This is a genomic window from Devosia submarina (assembly GCF_003056345.1).
GTDB lineage: Bacteria > Pseudomonadota > Alphaproteobacteria > Rhizobiales > Devosiaceae > Devosia > Devosia submarina.
Map to the genome: position 1 here is coordinate 227750 of NZ_PYWB01000007.1, position 18136 is coordinate 245885.

An 18136-nucleotide genomic window follows, 5' to 3' on the forward strand; every position below is an offset into this window, starting at 1 on the left:
AACAGACTTTGAAAGCCAAACTCGGCATGTCGCCCATCGCGTGGTGGAACGACGATCTCGTGGAACTCAGCGATGACGTATCGCTCGAAGAATGCCTGCGCCAGTCGCGCTCGGCTGGTTTCACCGGCATGGAAAAGGGCCGCCGCTTCCCCGATGATCCAGAGATCATGCTGCCCATCCTGCGGGCAGCCGATGTGACGCTGTGCGGCGGGTGGTTCTCCGGCACGCTGGTGGACGAGGACATTTCGGTCAACAAGGACCGCATCGCGCCAATGATCGAGCTCTTCAAGGCCGTCAACGCGCCTTGCATCGTTTATGGCGAGGTCGGTCGCTCCATCCAGGGCAAGCGTGAGATCCCGCTGGCGCAAAAGCCGAAACTCTCGGATGACGAGATGAAAAGCTATGCCCGCAAGGTCACCGACTTCGGGGAATGGTGCGCCGAGCAGGGCATGCCTCTCTCCTACCACCACCACATGGCGGCCGTTGTCGAAACCGAGGCCGAACTCGACGCCTTCATGCGCAATTCGGGCCCCGGCATTCCGCTGCTGCTTGATGCCGGTCACTTGGCGTTTGCCGGTGGCGACGTGCTGCGCGCCATCGACAATCACCACGCTCGCATCAACCACGTCCACGTCAAGGACATCCGCCGCTCGGTGGTGGATGGGCTCGATCGCACCAAGCAGAGCTTCCTTGATGCCGTGGCGCTGGGAGCCTTCACTGTCCCCGGCGATGGCTCGCTCGATTTCGGCCCTATTGTGCAGCGCCTGGCCGATCATGGTTACGAAGGCTGGTTCGTGGTGGAAGCCGAGCAGGACCCAAAAGCCAACCCACCGCTGCGCATGGCGCAGGTCGGCCACAAGGAACTTATGCGCGTGATGACCGCCGCCGGCTACACTGTGGAAACGGAAGGCTTTCCCAAAGGGTGAGCTTTCCCCTACAAGGCGGGTCAGGTGCACGGAGGATAGCTGATTGGCCTTGAACAACAACGACGCGAGCTGGTTCCGCCCAATGTGGCGGCGCGTTTCCATTACGGTGTTTCTGGCGATCTGGCTCGCCTGGGAGATCGTCTGGAACCAGGACCAGTTCTGGGCCTTCCTGGTCGGGTTCGCCCTGCTCTACTCGCTCTACAACTTCTTCTATGCCTTTCCCAAGGAGGAGCCCAAGAATGGCGAACCAACAGAACCTGCGCCTGCGCCCCCAGGCGAAGACGGGCCTCGTCCATAACGTCACCCCGCAATCGGCCGGCTGGCGCTATGTCGGCTTCGCACTGCACAAGCTCGCTTCGGGGGAAGTGACCAGCGGCGAAGCAGGCGTCAACGAGCTCTGCCTCGTGCTGGTCAGCGGCAAGGCACGCATCTCTGTCGACGGCGTTGACATGGGCGAAATCGGCGAACGGATGAGCCCCTTCGAAGGGGCGCCCTGGGCGGTTTACGTGCCCATGGGAAGCGAGTGGGTTGCCGATGCTACCACGGATCTCGAACTCGCCGTCTGCGCGGCACCGGGCGGTGGCGACTACACGGCAAGGATCATCGCGCCCGGCACGCATCCGCGCATCACGCGGGGCAAAGGCGCCAATGTGCGCCATGTCTACAACATCATGCCCGAGGATGATGGCGCGGCCAATTCACTGCTCGTGGTGGAAGTCATCACTCCGCAGGGCAACACGTCGTCCTATCCGCCGCACAAGCATGACCAGGATAATCTGCCGCACGAGAGCGAGCTGGAGGAGACCTATTTCCACCGTCTGAACCCACCGCAAGGCTTTGCCATGCAGCGCGTTTATACCGATGATCGCAGCCTTGACGAGGCGCTGGTGATCGAAGATGGCGACGTGACGCTGGTGCCCCGTGGCTACCATCCTGTGGCGACCACCGCCGGCTATGATCTCTACTATCTCAACGTCATGGCCGGCCCCAAGCGCATCTGGAAATTCCACAACGCGCCAGAGCATGAGTGGTTGTTGACGTAAGCCGGAGCGCCCTGCTCTGTCCTCAAGCTGCCCCACCCTCGATGTCATCCCGGCCTTGAGCCGGGATCCATCTCGAGATCGTGTCACAGCCGCAAGGTGGCGGTATCTACACAAATCTCAGACGTTTCGACACCTCAGGATGGACCCCGGCTCAAGGCCGGGTGACACCGAGGGTGCGGCTAGCTCCGAGCAAGCCGGCGCAGCCTACCGCCCCTTGAACACACCCGCATCCGCAAGCCCGCCGGTGATCTCGCTCACCTTCACGGCCCGCCCCTCCTGCACCGACTTCACTGCCGCATCGGCTAGCGCCAGTGCAATCAATCCGTCCAAACCACTTGGCCTAGCGGGCGACTTGCTCTCTACCGCGTCGATGAACGTCGTGATCTCGCGGGCATAGGCTTCAGTGTAGCGCGTCATGAAGAAGTCGTGCAGCGGCGGGCGGGTATAGCCCGAAGCATTGGCGACCTCGATCGACACCGGCCGCTGGTTTTCGGCCGATACAGCGCCCTTGGAACCGTGCACCTCGATGCGCTGGTCATAGCCATAGGTGGCGCGGCGCGAATTGGAGATCGTGGCGTGCTTGCCCGACGCCGTCGAGAGCATGACAGACACCGAGTCGTAGTCACCCGCCTCCCCGATTGCTGGATCCACCAGCACGGAGGCCTGTGCGCTCACGCTGTCGATTTCTTCGCCCAGCATGAAGCGCGCCATGTCGAAATCATGGATGGTCATGTCGCGGAAAATGCCGCCCGAGCGCTTGATGTAGTCCACTGGCGGGGCACCGGGGTCGCGCGAAATGATGGTGACCATCTCCACATCGCCGATCTGGCCTTCGTCGATCGCCTTGCGCATGGCCATGAAATGCGGATCAAAGCGCCGGTTGAAACCAACCATCAGTGTGGCGCTTTCGGCATCCACCACCTTGAGGCAGGCCTTCACCCGCTCCACATCGAGGTCGATCGGCTTCTCGCAAAAAATCGCCTTGCCGGCGCGCGAGAACTGCTCGATCAGATCAGCATGAGTATCGGTCGGCGTGCAGATCACGACCGCGTCGATGTCGGCGGATTGGAGAATATTGTCCACGGTCCGGATTTCGCAGCCATATTGCCCGGCGAGGTCGCTCGCAGCTTTCTCGAAAGCATCCGCCACGGCAATAAGCCGAGCCTTTGGATTGGAGGTAATAGCCTTGGCGTGCACCTTGCCGATGCGGCCAGCGCCGAGCAGGCCGAAACGAACCGTCATTTGAGATCTCCGGATTGGATCCGGTGATGCAACATATCAACCAGCCGAATGTCAATGTGGAACGTTCATTCCAACACAGCTGAAGCAAGGCATTCTTGGAGCTATCAGGTTTCCCGCGCGCGTTCCAGGATGCGCTTGCATTCGAGCAGCTCCCGCAGGACGTCGGACAGCTTGTCCCGCGATTCCCGATCCAGCGCCGGACTGGCCAGCATCACGGCTTCTTCGATCTCCGCCTCATCGCCAACAGCCTCGGCTTCCTCGATCATGGGCAGGATGTCTTCAAGCGGCTTGCCTTCGCCGACGGCGATCACATAGCGGCTGCCCTGATCCTTGAGGATGCGCTGGACACCTTTGATGGTAAAGCCTTGATCATAAAGCAGGTGACGGATGCCGCGCAGCAGCATCACATCCTCGGGGCGGTAATAGCGACGCCCTCCACCGCGCTTGAGCGGCTTTATGGTGTTGAATCGCGTCTCCCAAAAGCGAAGCACGTGCTGGGGAAGGTCCAGCTCTTCGGCAGCTTCTGAAATCGTCCGGAATGCGTCTGGCGACTTGTCCACGGAGGCTGAGACTCGCTGGGATTGCTTATTTTCCAGCGTTGACCATAGATTTGTTGATCTTGGACTTCAACACATTGGAAGGTTTGAACACAAGAACCTGCCGCGGCAGGATCGGCACCTCTTCGCCCGTCTTGGGATTGCGCCCGATCCGCTCATTCTTGGAGCGGACCTGGAAGGACCCGAAGGAGGAAAGCTTCACATTGGCCCCCTCGATCAGCGCATCGGCGATGAGCTCCAGGACCCGCTCGACCAGTTCGGCCGATTCCGTGCGGGAGAGCCCAACCGTCCCATAAACTGCTTCGGCAAGGTCTGCTCGCGTTACGGTCTTTTGCGCCATTCGCACCCCCAAATTGCCTGAAGAATACCCTTCCGAACCGGCCTGCCCGCAACGCAAACCCGATCGGAACTGCTCTGGCCTTGTCCTTTGGAAAGGATAGGCCGCGCGTGGGAATTCTTCCCGTCGAGAGGCGCCCAAAACCGCGTCCAGCGGGATTGTGCCGCAAGGGGCTGGCGCCAGGTCCTCCACCCGAAACAGACACTAACGCCTTGATCCCACTAAGGTCAATGCGTCGGAGTGGCTTACCAGCGAATGAGCGAAGCGCCCCAGGTGAAGCCGCCGCCCATGGCCTCGAGCATCACCAGATCGCCGGACTTGATCCGTCCATCCGCAACCGCAACGCTGAGGGCCAGGGGAACGGAGGCCGCTGACGTATTGGCGTGAATGTCGACGGTCATCACCACTTTTTCAGAAGGCAGCCCGAGCTTGTTGCCGGCGCCTTCGATGATGCGCTTGTTGGCCTGGTGCGGCACGAACCAGTCGAGGTCCGCAACGGTGTAGCCAGCCTTGTCGAGCGTCGAATAAACCACATCGGTGATCTTGCCCACGGCATGGCGGAACACTTCGGGGCCCTGCATATGCACATGGCCGGCCGTGCCCGTGGTGGACGGTCCGCCATCAACATAGAGCTTGTCCCAATGATGCCCGTCCGAGCGCAAGGCCGATGCCAGAACGCCCTGCTCCGGCGCGTCGTCCGCCAGTTCGGCCTTCTCGATCACCATGGCGCCGGCGCCATCGCCAAACAGCACGCAGGTGGTGCGGTCGGTCCAGTCGATGATGCGCGAGAACGTTTCGGCGCCGATCACCAGAGCGCGCGTCGCGAGGCCGTTCTTGATGTAGCTGTCAGCCGTCGCCAGCGCATAAACAAAGCCCGAACACACTGCCTGGATGTCGAACGCCATGCCGTGGTGAATGCCCAGCTTCATCTGCACGATGGAGGCGGTCGAGGGGAAGGTGTAATCCGGTGTGGTCGTGGCCACGATGATAAGGTCGATATCGTCAGCCGATACGCCGGAGGCTTCGAGCGCCTTCTTGGCCGCTTCCAGCCCCAGATCGGAGGTGTATTGACCTTCGGCCGCGATATGGCGCTCCTTGATGCCAACGCGCTGTTGGATCCACTCATCGGAGGTATCGACCATGGCGGCCAGTTCCGCGTTGGTCAGTACCTTTTCAGGCAGGTAACCACCGACGCCGCGAATGATTGAACGCGTTTTTGTCACGCCGGTTTTGCCTCAGTTTCTGATTCTGGATTGGGTGCTACAGGCTTGACGGGAAAGCGCTTCATCGTGTCGCCGATCTTGTCCATCAGCTGAGAGTGGGCCATTTCATAGGACAGGTTCAAGGCGCTTTTAAAGCCGATCTCATCGGTGCCGCCGTGGGACTTGATGACGATGCCGTTCAGCCCCATGAACACGCCGCCATTGACGGTGCGCGGGTCCATGCGCTTCTGCAGGGTCTTGAGCGCCGACATGGCAAACAGCGCCCCGATGCGGCTCATCAGATTGGCTTTAAGTGCGTTGGACAGATACTTGCCAACCTGCCGGGCCGTTCCCTCGGCGGTCTTGAGCGCGATATTGCCCACAAAGCCTTCCGTCACCACGACATCCACAGTGCCCTTGCCGATGTCGTCTCCTTCAACGAACCCGTGGTACACAAAGCCCGCGCCGCTGGCATCAGCCAGGATCCGCCCGGCTTCCTTGATCGATTCGAGACCTTTGACTTCCTCGGTACCGACGTTCAGCAAGCCAACGGTGGGCGCCTCATGGCCAAACAGGCATCGCGCCAAGGCTGAGCCCAGAATAGCGTAATCAACCAACTGCTGGGCGTCGGCGCCGATGGTGGCACCCATGTCGAGCACAATGATGTCGCTGCGCAAGGTCGGCCAGATCGCGGCGATGCCGGGCCGCGCAATGCCGTCCATGGGACGCAAGCAAAAGGTGGACATAGCCATCAGGGCCCCCGTATTGCCGCCTGACACGGCTACATCGGCTTCGCCATCCTTGACCGATTGGACGGCCATCCACATGGAAGAAGTGCCCCGTCCCTTGCGCAGGGCCTGGCTTGGCTTTTCGTCCATCGCGATTACGGTTTCACAATGCCGGATTACCGAAACGGGCTTGAGCGCAGGAAATTCGTTGAGCAAGGGCGCAATCTGCTCCTCGCGCCCGTGAAAGATGAAGCGTGCGTTGGCATGGTCTTGCAGGGCAAGATGGGCGCCATGGATCACCGCCCTTGGGGCGTTGTCCCCGCCCATGGCATCCACTGATATTGTGATCGTGTCGGTCATTTCAGCTCGTTTTATGCCTTGGGGAAAGGCAAGCGCAAACATATTCCACACCCGAGCCTGTGCAAGCCCGGCCAAGGCGATGCGATGCGCCTATGTAGCATTGATGCGCCGAAATGACACCGCTCCTGGTGGATAATATGGCGATCACGCCTCTGGATCTTTTTCTTTTTTGAGCTTTGCCAACGCAGCAAACGGGCTAGGCTCTTCATCCTTGAGATTGACACCCAGGCTCTCGACGCTCTCTCCCCCGAGACGAGGATAGGGATCGATGGCCAGCGCAAGCGTTTCAATCAGCAGGGCACTGAGATCAACCTCGGGCCCGTCGATGTGATCGGGGAAGTCGTCGTCCTCGAGGTCAACAAAAATCTCAGAGCCAGGCGTGGGTTTGCGATCGGTTGGCTCGGGCAGGAACACCCGGTCGACGGGCTCATCGATATCCTGCGCGACGGGCTCGAAACTGACGACCGAAGGCTGGACGATACGCGCCTCAAGCCTACCCTGCGCCCGCAGCCCGCCCCGCAGTGGGGCGACCACGAGATTGGCTTCAAACCGCTCCACGGCGCTGATCTTGAGCAATTGGGCAAGTTCGGCGCGGGTCGGCTCGTCGAGCGAGACTTTCAGATCGCGTCCAGAGGCCGGAAGGCGATCGATGCGGACAATGGCATCAAACAGCGGGGCGTTCTCAGCTTTCACTTGGGGCCTCAAAAGCAATGCGGCCAGCAACGATGTCGCTAGCGGACTCTGTCAAAAGCGCACGATCCTGAAGCATCAGATATTGAGCAAGGGATTTCACGTGCTCGCCTGTGGCGCCATCAAAGATATTGCGCGACAGAACGGCCTGGAGCCCTTCGAGGTCGTCGCGATCCATGGGCTCGTTCAGCGCCGCCAGGAGCCCAAAGAAGATATTGCCCATTTTCTGGATGCGCTTGGGTACGCCCAGATCGCCAACGCCCATTTCGCGCAAGGAACGATCCATGTCACGAAAAAACAGGTCGAACACGGCCTGGCTGAAATCCTTGCGCCGACCGGTTTCGCTCCTCAGCCGGCGGAACAGGAGCGCCATATGGAGGCTGATCATGTCGAAACGGCCGGTGACCGTATCGGGAACCGACCATTCCGCGTAGAAAACAGGTTGCCGGGATTGCGCCACAATGGCGCTATAGACGGCCAAAACCGGTTCGGTTGCTGTGTTCTTGCGGAACAGGTTGAAGATCATGAAGTTGTGCTCAGCTTCGTGTTGGCCTCTTAGGCGGGCAAAACAGCTTGCTGAACTATTGCCAGCTTGCCAGACGGATATGTTGGCAGGTACACATTCCGCGCCCAACAAGGGCCGCCTCTTTGTTGTCGTGCCTATAGTCGTAAGCCATCGGGAAAGTCAAATTCATGCTCCTGCGTCACGTATCCGGTTCAGTCGCGCCGCTCGCGGCTGCCGCATTGCTGGCCCTGGTTGTGGCGGGCTGCTCCAGCAGCACATCGCTGATCAAGGCACGCACCCAAGGCTATGAAATTTCCGACAGCGCCATGGCGCAAATACGGCCGGGCCAGAGCGAGCAATTGGTGACGCTGGTGCTGGGCTCGCCGCAGACCACCAACACGTTCGGTGACCAGACTGCCTGGTACTACGTGGAAACCAAGGTCCGCCAGACCTCGTTCGGCATGACCATGGTCGATTCGCGCACCGTGCTTGCCGTGTATTTCGACAAGAACCGCAAAGTCGTCGACAAAGCCGTTTATGGCCTGCAGGACGGCAAGACGATCACCATCGAGACCCGCCGCACGCCATCCTTCGGCGAAGACCGCACCTTTGTGGATCAGATCCTGCAGTCGTTCTAACCAACCAACACAAAAGCCCCGCATCGACGGGGCTTTTCTTTTGGCCTATTTGGACTGAGCCAGATCCGTGCCTGCTTCGCGCGCAATCGCATCAAGCGAAGCGTTGACGAGCCCGGTCGCGTCGTCCTCGTAGAAAGCCTTGGCGACGTCCACATATTCGCTGATGACGACGCGCGGCGGGATGTCCTTGCGGCGCAGCAGCTCGAATGCGGCGGCGCGCAGGATGGCCCGCAAGGTGGCATCGATCCGTTCCACCGGCCAGCCTTCGGCCAGGGCACGATCCACCGCCGGATCAATTGCAATCTGGTGCTTGGCAACGCCCGAAACGATCTGGCGGAAGAAATCGGCGTCGGCGGGCAGGTATTGCTCGCCTTCGATCTCGCGGCCAAGATGGAAGCTGCCAAACTGGGCTAGCGTATCCTCAAGCGTCGCCCGGCCGACATCCATCTGGTATAGCGCCTGGACGGCCGCCAAGCGGGCTGCGCCACGCTGGTTGGCGGAGCGCTCGATATTGGGATTGCGTTTGGGGGCTTCAGCCATGGTGAATTCTCTCATTGGGCCGAAGCATCGGCAATAGGCAAGGGCTCACCCCCATACTGATGTCGGGGGCGAACTTCAACTCATTATGGCCGGAGCACAGGCATGCGCCCTGCGGTCAGTCGTCGCCGAGCGAAGGCCCCTGCCCCTCAGCCAGTGTCGCAAGGAAATTGCGGAAGTCGTCGGCAGCCGAGAAGTTCTTGTAGACCGAGGCAAAGCGAACAAAGGCCACGTCATCGAGGCTTTTAAGGCCATCCATGACATATTCACCGATCTGATCCGAGGTCACTTCAACATCGCCCTGGCTCTCGAGCTGGCGCACGATCCCCGAAATCATGCGCTCGATGCGGTCGGTTTCCACCGAGCGCTTGCGAAGCGCTGTGTAAACAGATCGTGCGAGCTTTTCGCGATCGAACGGCACCTTGCGGCCGCTCTTCTTCACCACGGTCAGCTCACGCAGCTGCACGCGCTCAAAGGTCGTAAAGCGGCCACCGCATCCATTGCAGACGCGGCGGCGGCGGATGGCGCCCGAATCTTCGGTCGGGCGGCTGTCCTTGACCTGCGTATCGTCATTGCCGCAATAGGGACAGCGCATCGAAAGCCCTATTGTGCGTAGATGGGGAAGCGATCGGTTAGAGCGCGAACCTTGTCGCGCACCTGGGCTTCCACAGCTTGATTGCCGTCCTCGCCATTGGCCTTGAGGCCATCGAGCACTTCGATGATGAGCTCACCCACGAGCTTGAACTCTGCCTCGGCGAAGCCGCGCGACGTGCCAGCAGGCGTGCCCAAGCGAACACCGGAGGTGATCGCCGGCTTTTCTGGATCAAACGGCACGGCATTCTTGTTGCAGGTGATGTGAGCCCGCCCCAGCGCCTGTTCGGTTGCCTTGCCAGTCAGGCCCTTGGGACGGAGATCCACCAACATCAGGTGGTTGTCCGTGCCACCGGTGACGATGTCCACGCCGCCCTTGACCAGGGTTTCGGCCAGCACCTTGGCGTTATCCACGACCTGCCGGGCATAGGACTTGAACTCTGGCTGCAGCGCTTCCTTGAAGGCGACCGCCTTTGCGGCGATCACATGCATCAGCGGCCCACCCTGGATGCCCGGGAAAATGGCCGAGTTGATCTTCTTGGCGATGTCCTCGTCATTGGTCAGGATCAAGCCGCCACGCGGACCACGCAGGGTCTTGTGCGTCGTGGTCGTCGCGACATGGGCGTGGGGGAACGGGCTGGGGTAAACGCCGCCGGCAACAAGCCCCGCAACATGGGCCATGTCGACAAACAGAATCGCTCCGACTTCATCGGCAATGGCGCGGAACTCTGCCCAGTCCATGATGCGTGAATAAGCGGAAAAACCTGCCACCAGCATCTTGGGCTTGTGCGTCCGAGCCAGCTCGCGCACCTGGTCAATGTCAACGCGCCCGTCCTGCTTGCGCACGCCATATTGAATGGCGTTGAACCACTTGCCCGATTGGTTCGGCTTGGCGCCATGGGTCAGATGCCCACCAGCGTCGAGGGACATGCCCAAAATCGTGTCGCCGGGCTGGATCAGTGCCTGGTAGACGCCCTGGTTCGCCTGCGAGCCCGAATTGGGCTGCACATTGGCATAGGCGACGCCAAACAGCTCCTTGGCACGCTCAATCGCCAGCGACTCGGCAATATCGACATATTGGCAGCCGCCATAATAGCGGCGCCCAGGATAGCCCTCGGCATATTTGTTGGTCAGCACGGAGCCTTGTGCTTCCAGCACGGCGCGCGACACAATATTCTCGGACGCAATCAGTTCGATCTCACCCTGCTGGCGACCAAGCTCCTGCTCGATGGCGCCTGCCAGTTCCGGATCGGTCTGACCGACGGAATTGGTAAAGAACGAGGGAAACAGCGGAACGGAAGTGGCTGCGCTCATGGGGCGTCCTCCAGGCAGTCCCAACATGTTGTGTCGGGAGGGTGATATGGGCGCAGCCTCTAGCACAAAGCATCGCGATAATCCAAGCGCTGCTGCACAGAGATATGAAGCCCACGCAACCAGAGCCCGCGATCTTGCATTAACACCCACAGACCAGACTTCCTGGCCGCGGGCGGCATTGGAGACAGAGATGAACATGAAACTCAAAGGGCTGACAGCAGCCGCAATCACCGGCCTCATGGCCATCAGCAGCGTTGTTCCAGCACAGGCCCAGATTCTGGCACCGAAGGGCTCGAGCGCCGACCGCGACCGGGTTGTGCAGAGCTATTGCGAGAGAAACCGTGGCGATCGTGACTGCCGCGACTTCCGTCGTGGACGTTGGAACGACAATGACTACAACCGCTTCTATCGCCGCAACCGCAGCGGCTTGGACAGCATCTCGTCCGGCCTTCTCGGCTTCGGCTTTGGGGCCCTTGTTGGTGGTGCGATCGCGAACTCGAACAACAATAATTACCGAGGCGGTGACCGCGTGATAGGTCGGGACTCCTACAGCGCCCATGTCGAGGCCTGCTATGCCCGCTACCGCTCCTATGACGAGCGCACCGACACGTTCCTGGGCTATGACGGCCGCCGTCACCGCTGCAACCTCTAGCAGCGCCAGAACCTGAATGCTTGGAGCGCCGTGCGGCTTTAAGGCTGCGCGGCGCTCAGTTTTTTGCGCAGCTTGGCCAGGGCGAGTTGCTGCATCTGGTGCTTGCTGGCCGAAACGGGCGCGATAATCACGACCTCCGTTCCGCTCACACTATCGATGGCAGCCACGCGCACCTGCTGCCCCATCTGCACGAACTCAAAAAGTACGTCGCCGTCGCTCATTGCGGCCCCTGCTCTCCCCAAAGAAAACGCCCTCCGCAGGGAGGGCGTTATCGCGATCATCTCAGGGAAAGCTTAAGCCTGTGCGAAGGAAACCTTGCCCTGCGCGTCGAACTGGTAGACGTCCTCGCGGAAGCTGACGGTTCCCTGCCGGTTAGCCCAGGCCGTGATGTAGGTCGTGTGGATCGGCACGCGGGCCTTGCACTCCACGTCCAGGCGCTGGAGCGACGCGAAGGTGGAATCCACCTTGTTCTGGTCCCAATCGCCATTGTCACGCAACAACCAGCTTACCAGCTGGTTCACGCCATCGACGCGCACGCAGCCCGAGGAATGGAAGCGAGCATTTTCGCCGAACAGCGCCTTGGAGGGCGTGTCATGCAGATAACAATCGTATGGATTGTAGAAGTTGATCTTGCAGTGACCCATGGAGTTGGCGGCTCCGGGCTCCTGCCGATACATGTAGTTGACTTCCCGGTCGCTGATATTGGCCCAGTTGATCGTGGACGGATCAACTTTGTTGGAGCCATCATAGATGTGGATGTTCTGTTCGGCCAGGTAGTTGGGGTTTTCCATCATGTACTTGGTCAGGTCCTTGCGGACCAGAGACTTGGGTACATGCCAATATGGATTGAAATTGATCTGGCTGATGTTGGACGCCATGATGGGGGTTGCGCGGTCCACCCGACCAACAACGGCCGTATGGCGCTGCTCGACCATGCCGTCATTGACCGCTTCAATTGTTGCAGCGGGGATGTTCACCACCACATAGCGGGGGGTCAGCTTGGCAGCCATGTTCTGAACCCGGGTAAAGTTCAGGTATAGCTGCTGCAAACGGTCCTGGGCCGGAACGTTCATGGCATACCAGGTTTGCTCGTCAACCTTCCCGTTCAGGACAAGGCCATGTCGCGCCTGGAACTTGCGGACACCCGCATCCGTGGCCGCATCGAACGTGTCGTTCACGTTTTCAACCAGCGGCATGTCGCCCGAGGAAATCAGGCGCCGCTTGAGCTGGATAACAGCCGGACGGCTGTTGCCCAGTGTGAGGCCATAAGCGTCCTGCGGGATTTGCTCCCAGCCGCCATTGGCAACAAAGGGTTCATACTGGGAGATGGCCAGCTGGAGATTGTAGAGCGTGTCATAGGACAGGATGGGCTCATTGGTCGCCACCAGAGCCTCGGCTGCCATGGTGTTCCCGCCCTGATCCGCCTCGCGTATGACGCGATTGTGCGAGAACATGTCGAAAATGGATCCGCCCTCTTGCGCGCGCAGCGCGCCAGGCAGCGCCAGCGATGCACCAGCAAGTGCCGAATACCGAAGAAGAGAACGTCGATTTAGCCGCATCAAGTCACCCGAAATTTCACCGCCTAAGCAGAGCCGGTTTTCACCAATGTCCTCAGCAGTCCACAGCGGCCAACTGCGCGTGAAGCTGTTCAGACTTTGCGAACCATAGATACTAGGGGAATGGTTTCTAACCACGTAACGAGCAGATCACTTTAGTTTGCGGCAGAAATGCGAACGTACTCAACGATAGGTTTCTTTGGAGCCACCGATGTTGCGGCTCTGCCACAAACATCTCGAGGCAAACGAAAAGGGGCGCCGAAGCGCCCCATAAAACATGCATCTGGTTTCGGCCTAGAGCTTGTAGAGGATCTGGTCGACCCAGAAGCGCTCGAGGCGAGCCAGGGCCTTGTTGAGACCGTCGAATTCGTCGTCGCCTAGGCCGCCGACCTTGTCGATCGACTTGAGGTGACGATCATAAAGCTCGTCAATAACTTCAGCGACTTCCTCGCCCTTGGGCGTCAGCTTGATGCGCACGGAGCGGCGGTCCGAACGGGAGCGCTCCTGGAAGATGTAGCCGGTCTCGACAAGCTTCTTGAGATTGTAGGAAACGTTGGAACCGAGATAGTAACCGCGCGAGCGCAGTTCGCCAGCGGTCAGTTCGGCGTCACCGATGTTGAACATCAAGAGAGCCTGAACGGGGTTGATGTCGTCCCAACCCATGCGGTCGAACTCGTCCTTGATCAGATCAAGCAAGCGCCGGTGCAGACGCTCAACCCGGGAAACCGCCTCGAGATAAAGCGGCTTCAGGCTCTGGGGACGGTCCGAAACGATGGCCTCGGCTGCGTTGGATTTGATCGCCATTTGTGCCTCACTGTTTGCTGCGTGTGCGATTTTTCGCATCTGATGGGGCCAAACTACGGCGCCCGAACTAAGATCAGCCTAAGCGGCGTGATTAAGAGCATCTTACTGGAAAGCAATGAGAATTTGGCTTTATTCTTCGTTACACCAGTAGAGAAAATTGTAACCTTACGGGTGTGTGAAGACGGCGCGGCCTCAATCGGCAGCCCTGGCGCGGTTGAGCCGCACGCTGAGTACGAAGATCACCAGGATGGATGCCAGCAACACCAGGCGCACCGCAAATCCAAAGGCGGACATGCGGATATCCGGGCTGCCGGAGAGATAGAGCGCCAGTTCGGCGGCGGTCGACCCGAGCAGCAGGACAGCACCCCAACTCGCCTTGATCCACAAGCCCACAGCTGCGCAGAGCCGGGCGGCAGCGAAGATGCCCAGATACACAAAGCCGGTCACGCCAAGAGTGGAGATTGGGCTGACGGCGCCTAGATTGACGCCGAGCAGGCGGCCGGCATCGTTGAGCCCTAGCATGAGGCTGATCAGGGCGACGATGCGAATATAGATGCCGATGGATGATGCGTTGAAGTCCATGCCGGTTTGTAGCCCCGGCATGCCGATGCGACAAGCGGGAGCTTGGACCAGCCGCCCGGCGCTGATAAACCGAGCGCAGATTGGAGAGTACGATGTCCGATAATTGGCACAAGCACGACATGGATTTTTTGGGTGGACGGCGGCTGCGTCGAGCGCGACGTACCGCCTGGAGCCGCGCCATGGTGCGCGAGACCGTGTTGACCCCCTCCGATTTGATTTGGCCGCTGTTCGTGATCGAGGGCCACAATGAAAAGACTCAGATCCGCACCATGCCCGGTGTCGAACGCCTCAGCGTCGACCTTTGCGTCGAGGCAGCCAAGGCCGCCCGCGACGTCGGCATCCCTGCCCTGGCGCTTTTTCCCAACACGCCCGATCACCTGCGCAGCGAAGATGGGCGGGAAGCCTACAACCCCGATAATCTGATGTGCCGTACCCTCAGCGCCATCAAAGACGCCGTTCCCGAGATTGGCCTCATCGCCGACGTAGCGCTTGATGAATATTCAAGCGACGGCCAGGACGGCTTAGTGCGGGACGGCGAGATCCTCAACGACGAAACCGTCGCCGTGATGGTTAAGTCGGCCCTGGTGCAAACCAAGGCGGGGGCCGACATCATCGCCCCATCCGACATGATGGACGGGCGAGTTGCGGCTCTGCGGGCTGCGCTTGACGGGGAAGGGTATGAGTCGACGCAGATCATGGCCTATGCGGCCAAGTACGCGTCCTATTTCTATGGGCCTTTCCGGGAGGCCGTGGGTTCGGGCAGTCGCCTCAAGGGCGACAAGCGCACCTACCAGATGGACTATGCCAATTCGGACGAGGCCTTGCGCGAGATCGAGCAGGACATCGCCGAAGGCGCCGACAGCATCATGGTCAAGCCTGGCCTGCCCTATCTCGATATTGTCCGCCGGGCCAAGGACAATTTCAACGTGCCCATCTATGCCTACCAGGTCAGCGGCGAGTACGCGATGATCGAGCTGGCCGCCGCTGCCGGGGCCATCGATCGCAAGGGGGCAATTCTGGAAAGCCTGTACGCGTTCAAGCGCGCCGGTGTTAACAGTGTGCTAACCTATTTCGCCCTCGAGCTAGCCCGAGACCTCGCTGGATAGGCCAATTCGGCCTCTCCCATCGCGGGAGAGGCCAAGCCTCTAAACCTGCGGCTTGCGCTTAGGCTTATGGTCCTTCGGCTTCTTCTTTTCAGCCTTGGGCGCCCCATCCGCAGCCTTGCCAGCCCACTTTGGCTTGCCCTTGTCCTTGCTCGGCGGAGCCTTGGAAACCTTGGGCACGCGCGGCTTGTCGAAGTCCGGCTTACTCGGTTTTTCAGTATTTGCAGCCGGGTCCCAGGCGCCCGTGGCAGGCGCTTCGAAATCGTCCGGACGCAGACCTGCCGAGCCATAGCGCTCCTTGCGGTCGGCACGCCCAGGTCTCGGTGCGTTGGGGTCGTACCGCTCGATGGGTCCCGGCGGACGACGCTGGGACGGCGGCGGACCGGCGCGACGCTCTCCCGGCCCATCCACAGGCGCAATGGTCACGCCGCGCTCGCCCGAACCGTTCTTCTCAATGCTTTTTGTAAAGGCATCAGCCTTTTGCGCTGCAACTTCGAAGATCGATTCCGTGTCGAAAATTCGGATCGAACCAATCGCCGTCTTGGTCACATTGCCGGCCTTGCACAGCATGGGCAGCAACCAGCGCGGCTCGGCCTTGTGCTTGCGCCCGACGGTGACCTTGAACCAAGTGCCGCCTTCGAACCGCTCGCGATTTCGGGGATCCTTGTCGCCCGGGCGATCCGGCACGGCGTTTTCCGTTACGTCTTCAGGTGCCGGCCGCGAGGCGAGTTGCTGGCGCAGGTAAGCAGCGGCAATGGCCTCGACTGAGTGCCTTTGCACCAACTCCGCAACCAGTTCCGCTTCGTCTTCGACAACAGGCCGCGTCAGGATCTCGGCCGACAGAATGCCCTCGCGATAGCGGGCTTCGATCTCGGCCGCGGTAGGCGCCGGCATCATCGACACATCGAGCTTGGCATTGTTGAGCATGCGCTGCGCGGCATTGCGACGATGCATAGGCGCAATAATCACGCAGGTGCCTTTGCGCCCTGCCCGGCCGGTGCGGCCCGACCTGTGCAGCAGCGTATCGGAATTGGTGGGAAGGTCGGCGTGAATAACAAGGTCCAGATTGGGAAGGTCAATGCCGCGGGCAGCCACGTCGGTCGCCACGCAGATGCGAGCACGGCCATCGCGCATCGACTGAAGGGCATTGGTGCGCTCGGCCTGGGACAACTCGCCCGACAGCGTCACCACATCGAAGCCGCGATTGTGCAGGCGTGCCGACAGGTGCTTTACGCCCTCACGAGTGGAGGCAAAAACGATCGTGTTGACGGCTTCAAAATAGAGCAACGTATTTATGATGGCATTTTCCCGCTCAGCGGCGGGAACCAGCATTAGCTTGTATTCGATGTCGGCGTGCTGCTCGTTGGCATTTGTCGCTGCGACGCGCAGGGCATCGCGCTGGAAGGTCTTGGCGAGCTGAGCAATGGGCCTGGGCACCGTAGCGGAAAACAGAAGCGTGCGCCGCTCTTCGGGTGCAGCGTCGAGGATGAACTCGAGATCTTCCCGGAAGCCAAGGTCAAGCATTTCATCGGCTTCATCGAGCACTACGGCTCGCAGCGCTGACATGTCCAGCGCGCCACGAGTGATGTGGTCGCGCAGGCGTCCGGGTGTGCCGACGACGATCTGTGCACCGCGTTCCAGCGCTCGGCGCTCGGTGCGCGCATCCATGCCACCGACGCAAGAGGCGATCTTGGCGCCGGTTTCGGCATAGAGCCATTCGAGTTCGCGCTGAACCTGGATGGCGAGTTCACGAGTTGGAGCGATCAGCAGCGCGAGCGGCGCACCAGCCTCGGTGAAATTTTCGGCATCGCCCAACAGCGTTGGCGCAATGGCCATGCCGAAGGCGACGGTCTTGCCGGAGCCGGTCTGGGCAGAGACCAGGAGATCCCGGCCGCTGGTCTCATCCTGAATGATGGCGGCCTGGACGGGGGTGAGTGTTCCATAGCCCTTGGCTACAAGGGCGCGGGCGAGCGGAGGCAGAATAGTTTCAGGCAGAGACATTTTGAGCTTTCTGGACGCCGCCAATCATTGGCGTCATGGCCGCAACAGCGGACCGGCATGGGAGGTTCCCGTCGTGTGCGGGATTGTTCTTGTGTTGATAACACAAGGAAAACAAAAGGCCGCCCGGCGGGCGGCCTCGACAACTACATAGTGCTAAAGCGCTTAGCCGACGAGTTCTTCATCCGAGAAGAAAAACTTGATTTCCTCGGCGGCAGTCTCGGGAGCATCCGAGCCGTGAACCGAATTTTCGCCGATCGAAAGGGCGAATTCCTTGCGGATCGTGCCTTCGGCGGCATTGGCAGGGTTGGTCGCACCCATGACTTCGCGGTTCTTGAGGATGGCGCCTTCGCCTTCCAGGACCTGGACGACGACGGGAGAAGCAATCATCTGCTCGACCAGTTCGCCAAAGAACGGACGCTCCTTGTGCACGGCATAGAAGCCTTCGGCCTGCTCGCGCGTCATGTGGATTTTCTTGAGGGCGATCGGACGCAGACCGGCTTCTTCGAACTTGGCGATGATCTTGCCGATGAGGTTGCGACGGACGGCATCGGGCTTGATGATGGAGAAGGTGCGTTCGAGCGCCATTGGATCGATCCCTTGGATGGAAACTGTTGGAAGATCGCGCCTTGTAGCGTCAGAGTTTGACGGAGGCAAGACTAGTGCTGCAGGGCAAGGCAGCCATATGGCAAAGCTGGTTGCCATGCGCGGCTGCAAACCTTATCCCATGTGCAACTTATATCGCCGTGCTGCCTGATGGCCCTTTCGCTG

At 60.3% G+C, this 18136-nt stretch carries 22 protein-coding genes; 6 read left to right on the forward strand and 16 right to left on the reverse strand.

Annotated elements, in window-relative coordinates; genetic code table 11:
* Nucleotides 1–8 precede the first annotated feature (8 nt).
* Genes iolE through iolB form a run of 3 tightly spaced genes read left to right on the forward strand, consistent with a single transcriptional unit; the run spans nucleotide 9 to nucleotide 1969 of the window.
* Nucleotides 9–926 carry a myo-inosose-2 dehydratase gene (iolE, locus tag DDE77_RS12340; protein WP_108397759.1) on the forward strand — a complete coding sequence of 306 codons (918 nt, stop codon included), beginning with the start codon at nucleotides 9–11 and terminating at the stop codon, nucleotides 924–926.
* A gap of 43 nt (nucleotides 927–969) precedes the next feature.
* Complete coding sequence (locus tag DDE77_RS12345; protein ID WP_157959807.1) at nucleotides 970–1224, forward strand: hypothetical protein; 255 nt, start codon at nucleotides 970–972, stop codon at nucleotides 1222–1224.
* On the forward strand, nucleotides 1166–1969 hold the full coding sequence (iolB, locus tag DDE77_RS12350) for a 5-deoxy-glucuronate isomerase (RefSeq protein ID WP_108397761.1): 804 nt from the start codon (nucleotides 1166–1168) through the stop codon (nucleotides 1967–1969). Before DDE77_RS12345 ends, iolB begins: the two co-directional genes overlap by 59 nt.
* 204 nt (nucleotides 1970–2173) lie before the next feature.
* On the opposite strand, the gene iolG is transcribed toward iolB, so the two are convergent.
* The 7 genes from iolG to DDE77_RS12385 form a co-directional block, all read right to left on the reverse strand.
* The gene (iolG, locus tag DDE77_RS12355; protein WP_108397762.1) at nucleotides 2174–3211 is read right to left on the reverse strand and encodes an inositol 2-dehydrogenase; all 1038 of its coding nucleotides are present in this window, start codon (nucleotides 3209–3211) and stop codon (nucleotides 2174–2176) included.
* A gap of 104 nt (nucleotides 3212–3315) precedes the next feature.
* Nucleotides 3316–3771, reverse strand: a complete 456-nt coding sequence (locus DDE77_RS12360; RefSeq protein WP_108397763.1) for a MerR family transcriptional regulator — start codon at nucleotides 3769–3771, stop codon at nucleotides 3316–3318.
* Between the two features lie 25 nt (nucleotides 3772–3796).
* Nucleotides 3797–4108 carry an integration host factor subunit alpha gene (locus DDE77_RS12365; RefSeq protein ID WP_108397764.1) on the reverse strand — a complete coding sequence of 104 codons (312 nt, stop codon included), beginning with the start codon at nucleotides 4106–4108 and terminating at the stop codon, nucleotides 3797–3799.
* Between the two features lie 242 nt (nucleotides 4109–4350).
* On the reverse strand, nucleotides 4351–5328 hold the full coding sequence (locus tag DDE77_RS12370; RefSeq protein ID WP_108397765.1) for a beta-ketoacyl-ACP synthase III: 978 nt from the start codon (nucleotides 5326–5328) through the stop codon (nucleotides 4351–4353).
* On the reverse strand, nucleotides 5325–6395 hold the full coding sequence (gene plsX, locus DDE77_RS12375) for a phosphate acyltransferase PlsX (RefSeq protein WP_108397842.1): 1071 nt from the start codon (nucleotides 6393–6395) through the stop codon (nucleotides 5325–5327). Before plsX ends, DDE77_RS12370 begins: the two co-directional genes overlap by 4 nt.
* A 144-nt stretch (nucleotides 6396–6539) precedes the next feature.
* Nucleotides 6540–7088, reverse strand: coding sequence for a YceD family protein (locus DDE77_RS12380; RefSeq protein ID WP_157959808.1), 549 nt, complete (start codon nucleotides 7086–7088; stop codon nucleotides 6540–6542).
* Nucleotides 7078–7611: a ubiquinol-cytochrome C chaperone family protein gene (locus tag DDE77_RS12385; RefSeq protein WP_108397767.1), complete on the reverse strand. Its 534-nt coding sequence runs from the start codon at nucleotides 7609–7611 to the stop codon at nucleotides 7078–7080. The genes DDE77_RS12380 and DDE77_RS12385 overlap by 11 nt, the downstream gene beginning before the upstream one ends.
* Before the next feature lie 167 nt (nucleotides 7612–7778).
* Here DDE77_RS12385 and DDE77_RS12390 point away from each other — a divergent pair, with 167 nt between their 5' ends.
* The gene (locus DDE77_RS12390) at nucleotides 7779–8228 is read left to right on the forward strand and encodes an outer membrane protein assembly factor BamE (RefSeq protein WP_108397768.1); all 450 of its coding nucleotides are present in this window, start codon (nucleotides 7779–7781) and stop codon (nucleotides 8226–8228) included.
* Between the two features lie 45 nt (nucleotides 8229–8273).
* Here DDE77_RS12390 and nusB read toward each other — a convergent pair whose 3' ends face one another.
* The 3 genes from nusB to glyA all read right to left on the reverse strand — a co-directional run bounded on the left by nusB (nucleotide 8274) and on the right by glyA (nucleotide 10670).
* A complete protein-coding gene (gene nusB, locus DDE77_RS12395; protein WP_108397769.1) occupies nucleotides 8274–8768 on the reverse strand; it encodes a transcription antitermination factor NusB in 495 nt (164 codons plus the stop codon).
* Nucleotides 8769–8883: 115 nt separating this feature from the next.
* Nucleotides 8884–9360, reverse strand: a complete 477-nt coding sequence (gene nrdR, locus DDE77_RS12400) for a transcriptional regulator NrdR (protein WP_108397770.1) — start codon at nucleotides 9358–9360, stop codon at nucleotides 8884–8886.
* 8 nt (nucleotides 9361–9368) lie between these two features.
* Entirely contained in the window at nucleotides 9369–10670 is a 1302-nt protein-coding gene (glyA, locus tag DDE77_RS12405; RefSeq protein ID WP_108397771.1) for a serine hydroxymethyltransferase, read from the reverse strand.
* 190 nt (nucleotides 10671–10860) lie between these two features.
* On the opposite strand from glyA, the gene DDE77_RS12410 reads away from it, so the two are divergent.
* A complete protein-coding gene (locus DDE77_RS12410; RefSeq protein ID WP_245895220.1) occupies nucleotides 10861–11322 on the forward strand; it encodes a BA14K family protein in 462 nt (153 codons plus the stop codon).
* A 38-nt stretch (nucleotides 11323–11360) separates the two neighbouring features.
* On the opposite strand, the gene DDE77_RS12415 is transcribed toward DDE77_RS12410, so the two are convergent.
* From DDE77_RS12415 to DDE77_RS12430, 4 genes are all read right to left on the reverse strand, one after another.
* The gene (locus DDE77_RS12415; protein WP_108397772.1) at nucleotides 11361–11543 is read right to left on the reverse strand and encodes a DUF6898 family protein; all 183 of its coding nucleotides are present in this window, start codon (nucleotides 11541–11543) and stop codon (nucleotides 11361–11363) included.
* Nucleotides 11544–11615: 72 nt separating this feature from the next.
* Nucleotides 11616–12881 (reverse strand): L,D-transpeptidase family protein, encoded by a 1266-nt coding sequence (locus tag DDE77_RS12420; protein ID WP_108397773.1) that lies wholly within the window; start codon nucleotides 12879–12881, stop codon nucleotides 11616–11618.
* A 291-nt stretch (nucleotides 12882–13172) separates the two neighbouring features.
* Entirely contained in the window at nucleotides 13173–13682 is a 510-nt protein-coding gene (gene ldtR / locus DDE77_RS12425) for a transcriptional regulator LdtR (protein ID WP_108397774.1), read from the reverse strand.
* 192 nt (nucleotides 13683–13874) lie between these two features.
* Nucleotides 13875–14264 (reverse strand): DUF6163 family protein, encoded by a 390-nt coding sequence (locus DDE77_RS12430; RefSeq protein WP_108397775.1) that lies wholly within the window; start codon nucleotides 14262–14264, stop codon nucleotides 13875–13877.
* Between the two features lie 92 nt (nucleotides 14265–14356).
* Here DDE77_RS12430 and hemB point away from each other — a divergent pair, with 92 nt between their 5' ends.
* Nucleotides 14357–15370, forward strand: a complete 1014-nt coding sequence (gene hemB, locus DDE77_RS12435) for a porphobilinogen synthase (protein WP_210204385.1) — start codon at nucleotides 14357–14359, stop codon at nucleotides 15368–15370.
* Nucleotides 15371–15409: 39 nt separating this feature from the next.
* On the opposite strand, the gene DDE77_RS12440 is transcribed toward hemB, so the two are convergent.
* Both DDE77_RS12440 and ndk read right to left on the reverse strand, forming a co-directional pair.
* Nucleotides 15410–17368, reverse strand: coding sequence for a DEAD/DEAH box helicase (locus DDE77_RS12440; RefSeq protein ID WP_108397776.1), 1959 nt, complete (start codon nucleotides 17366–17368; stop codon nucleotides 15410–15412).
* A gap of 162 nt (nucleotides 17369–17530) precedes the next feature.
* A complete protein-coding gene (gene ndk, locus DDE77_RS12445; RefSeq protein ID WP_108397777.1) occupies nucleotides 17531–17953 on the reverse strand; it encodes a nucleoside-diphosphate kinase in 423 nt (140 codons plus the stop codon).
* Nucleotides 17954–18136 lie beyond the last annotated feature (183 nt).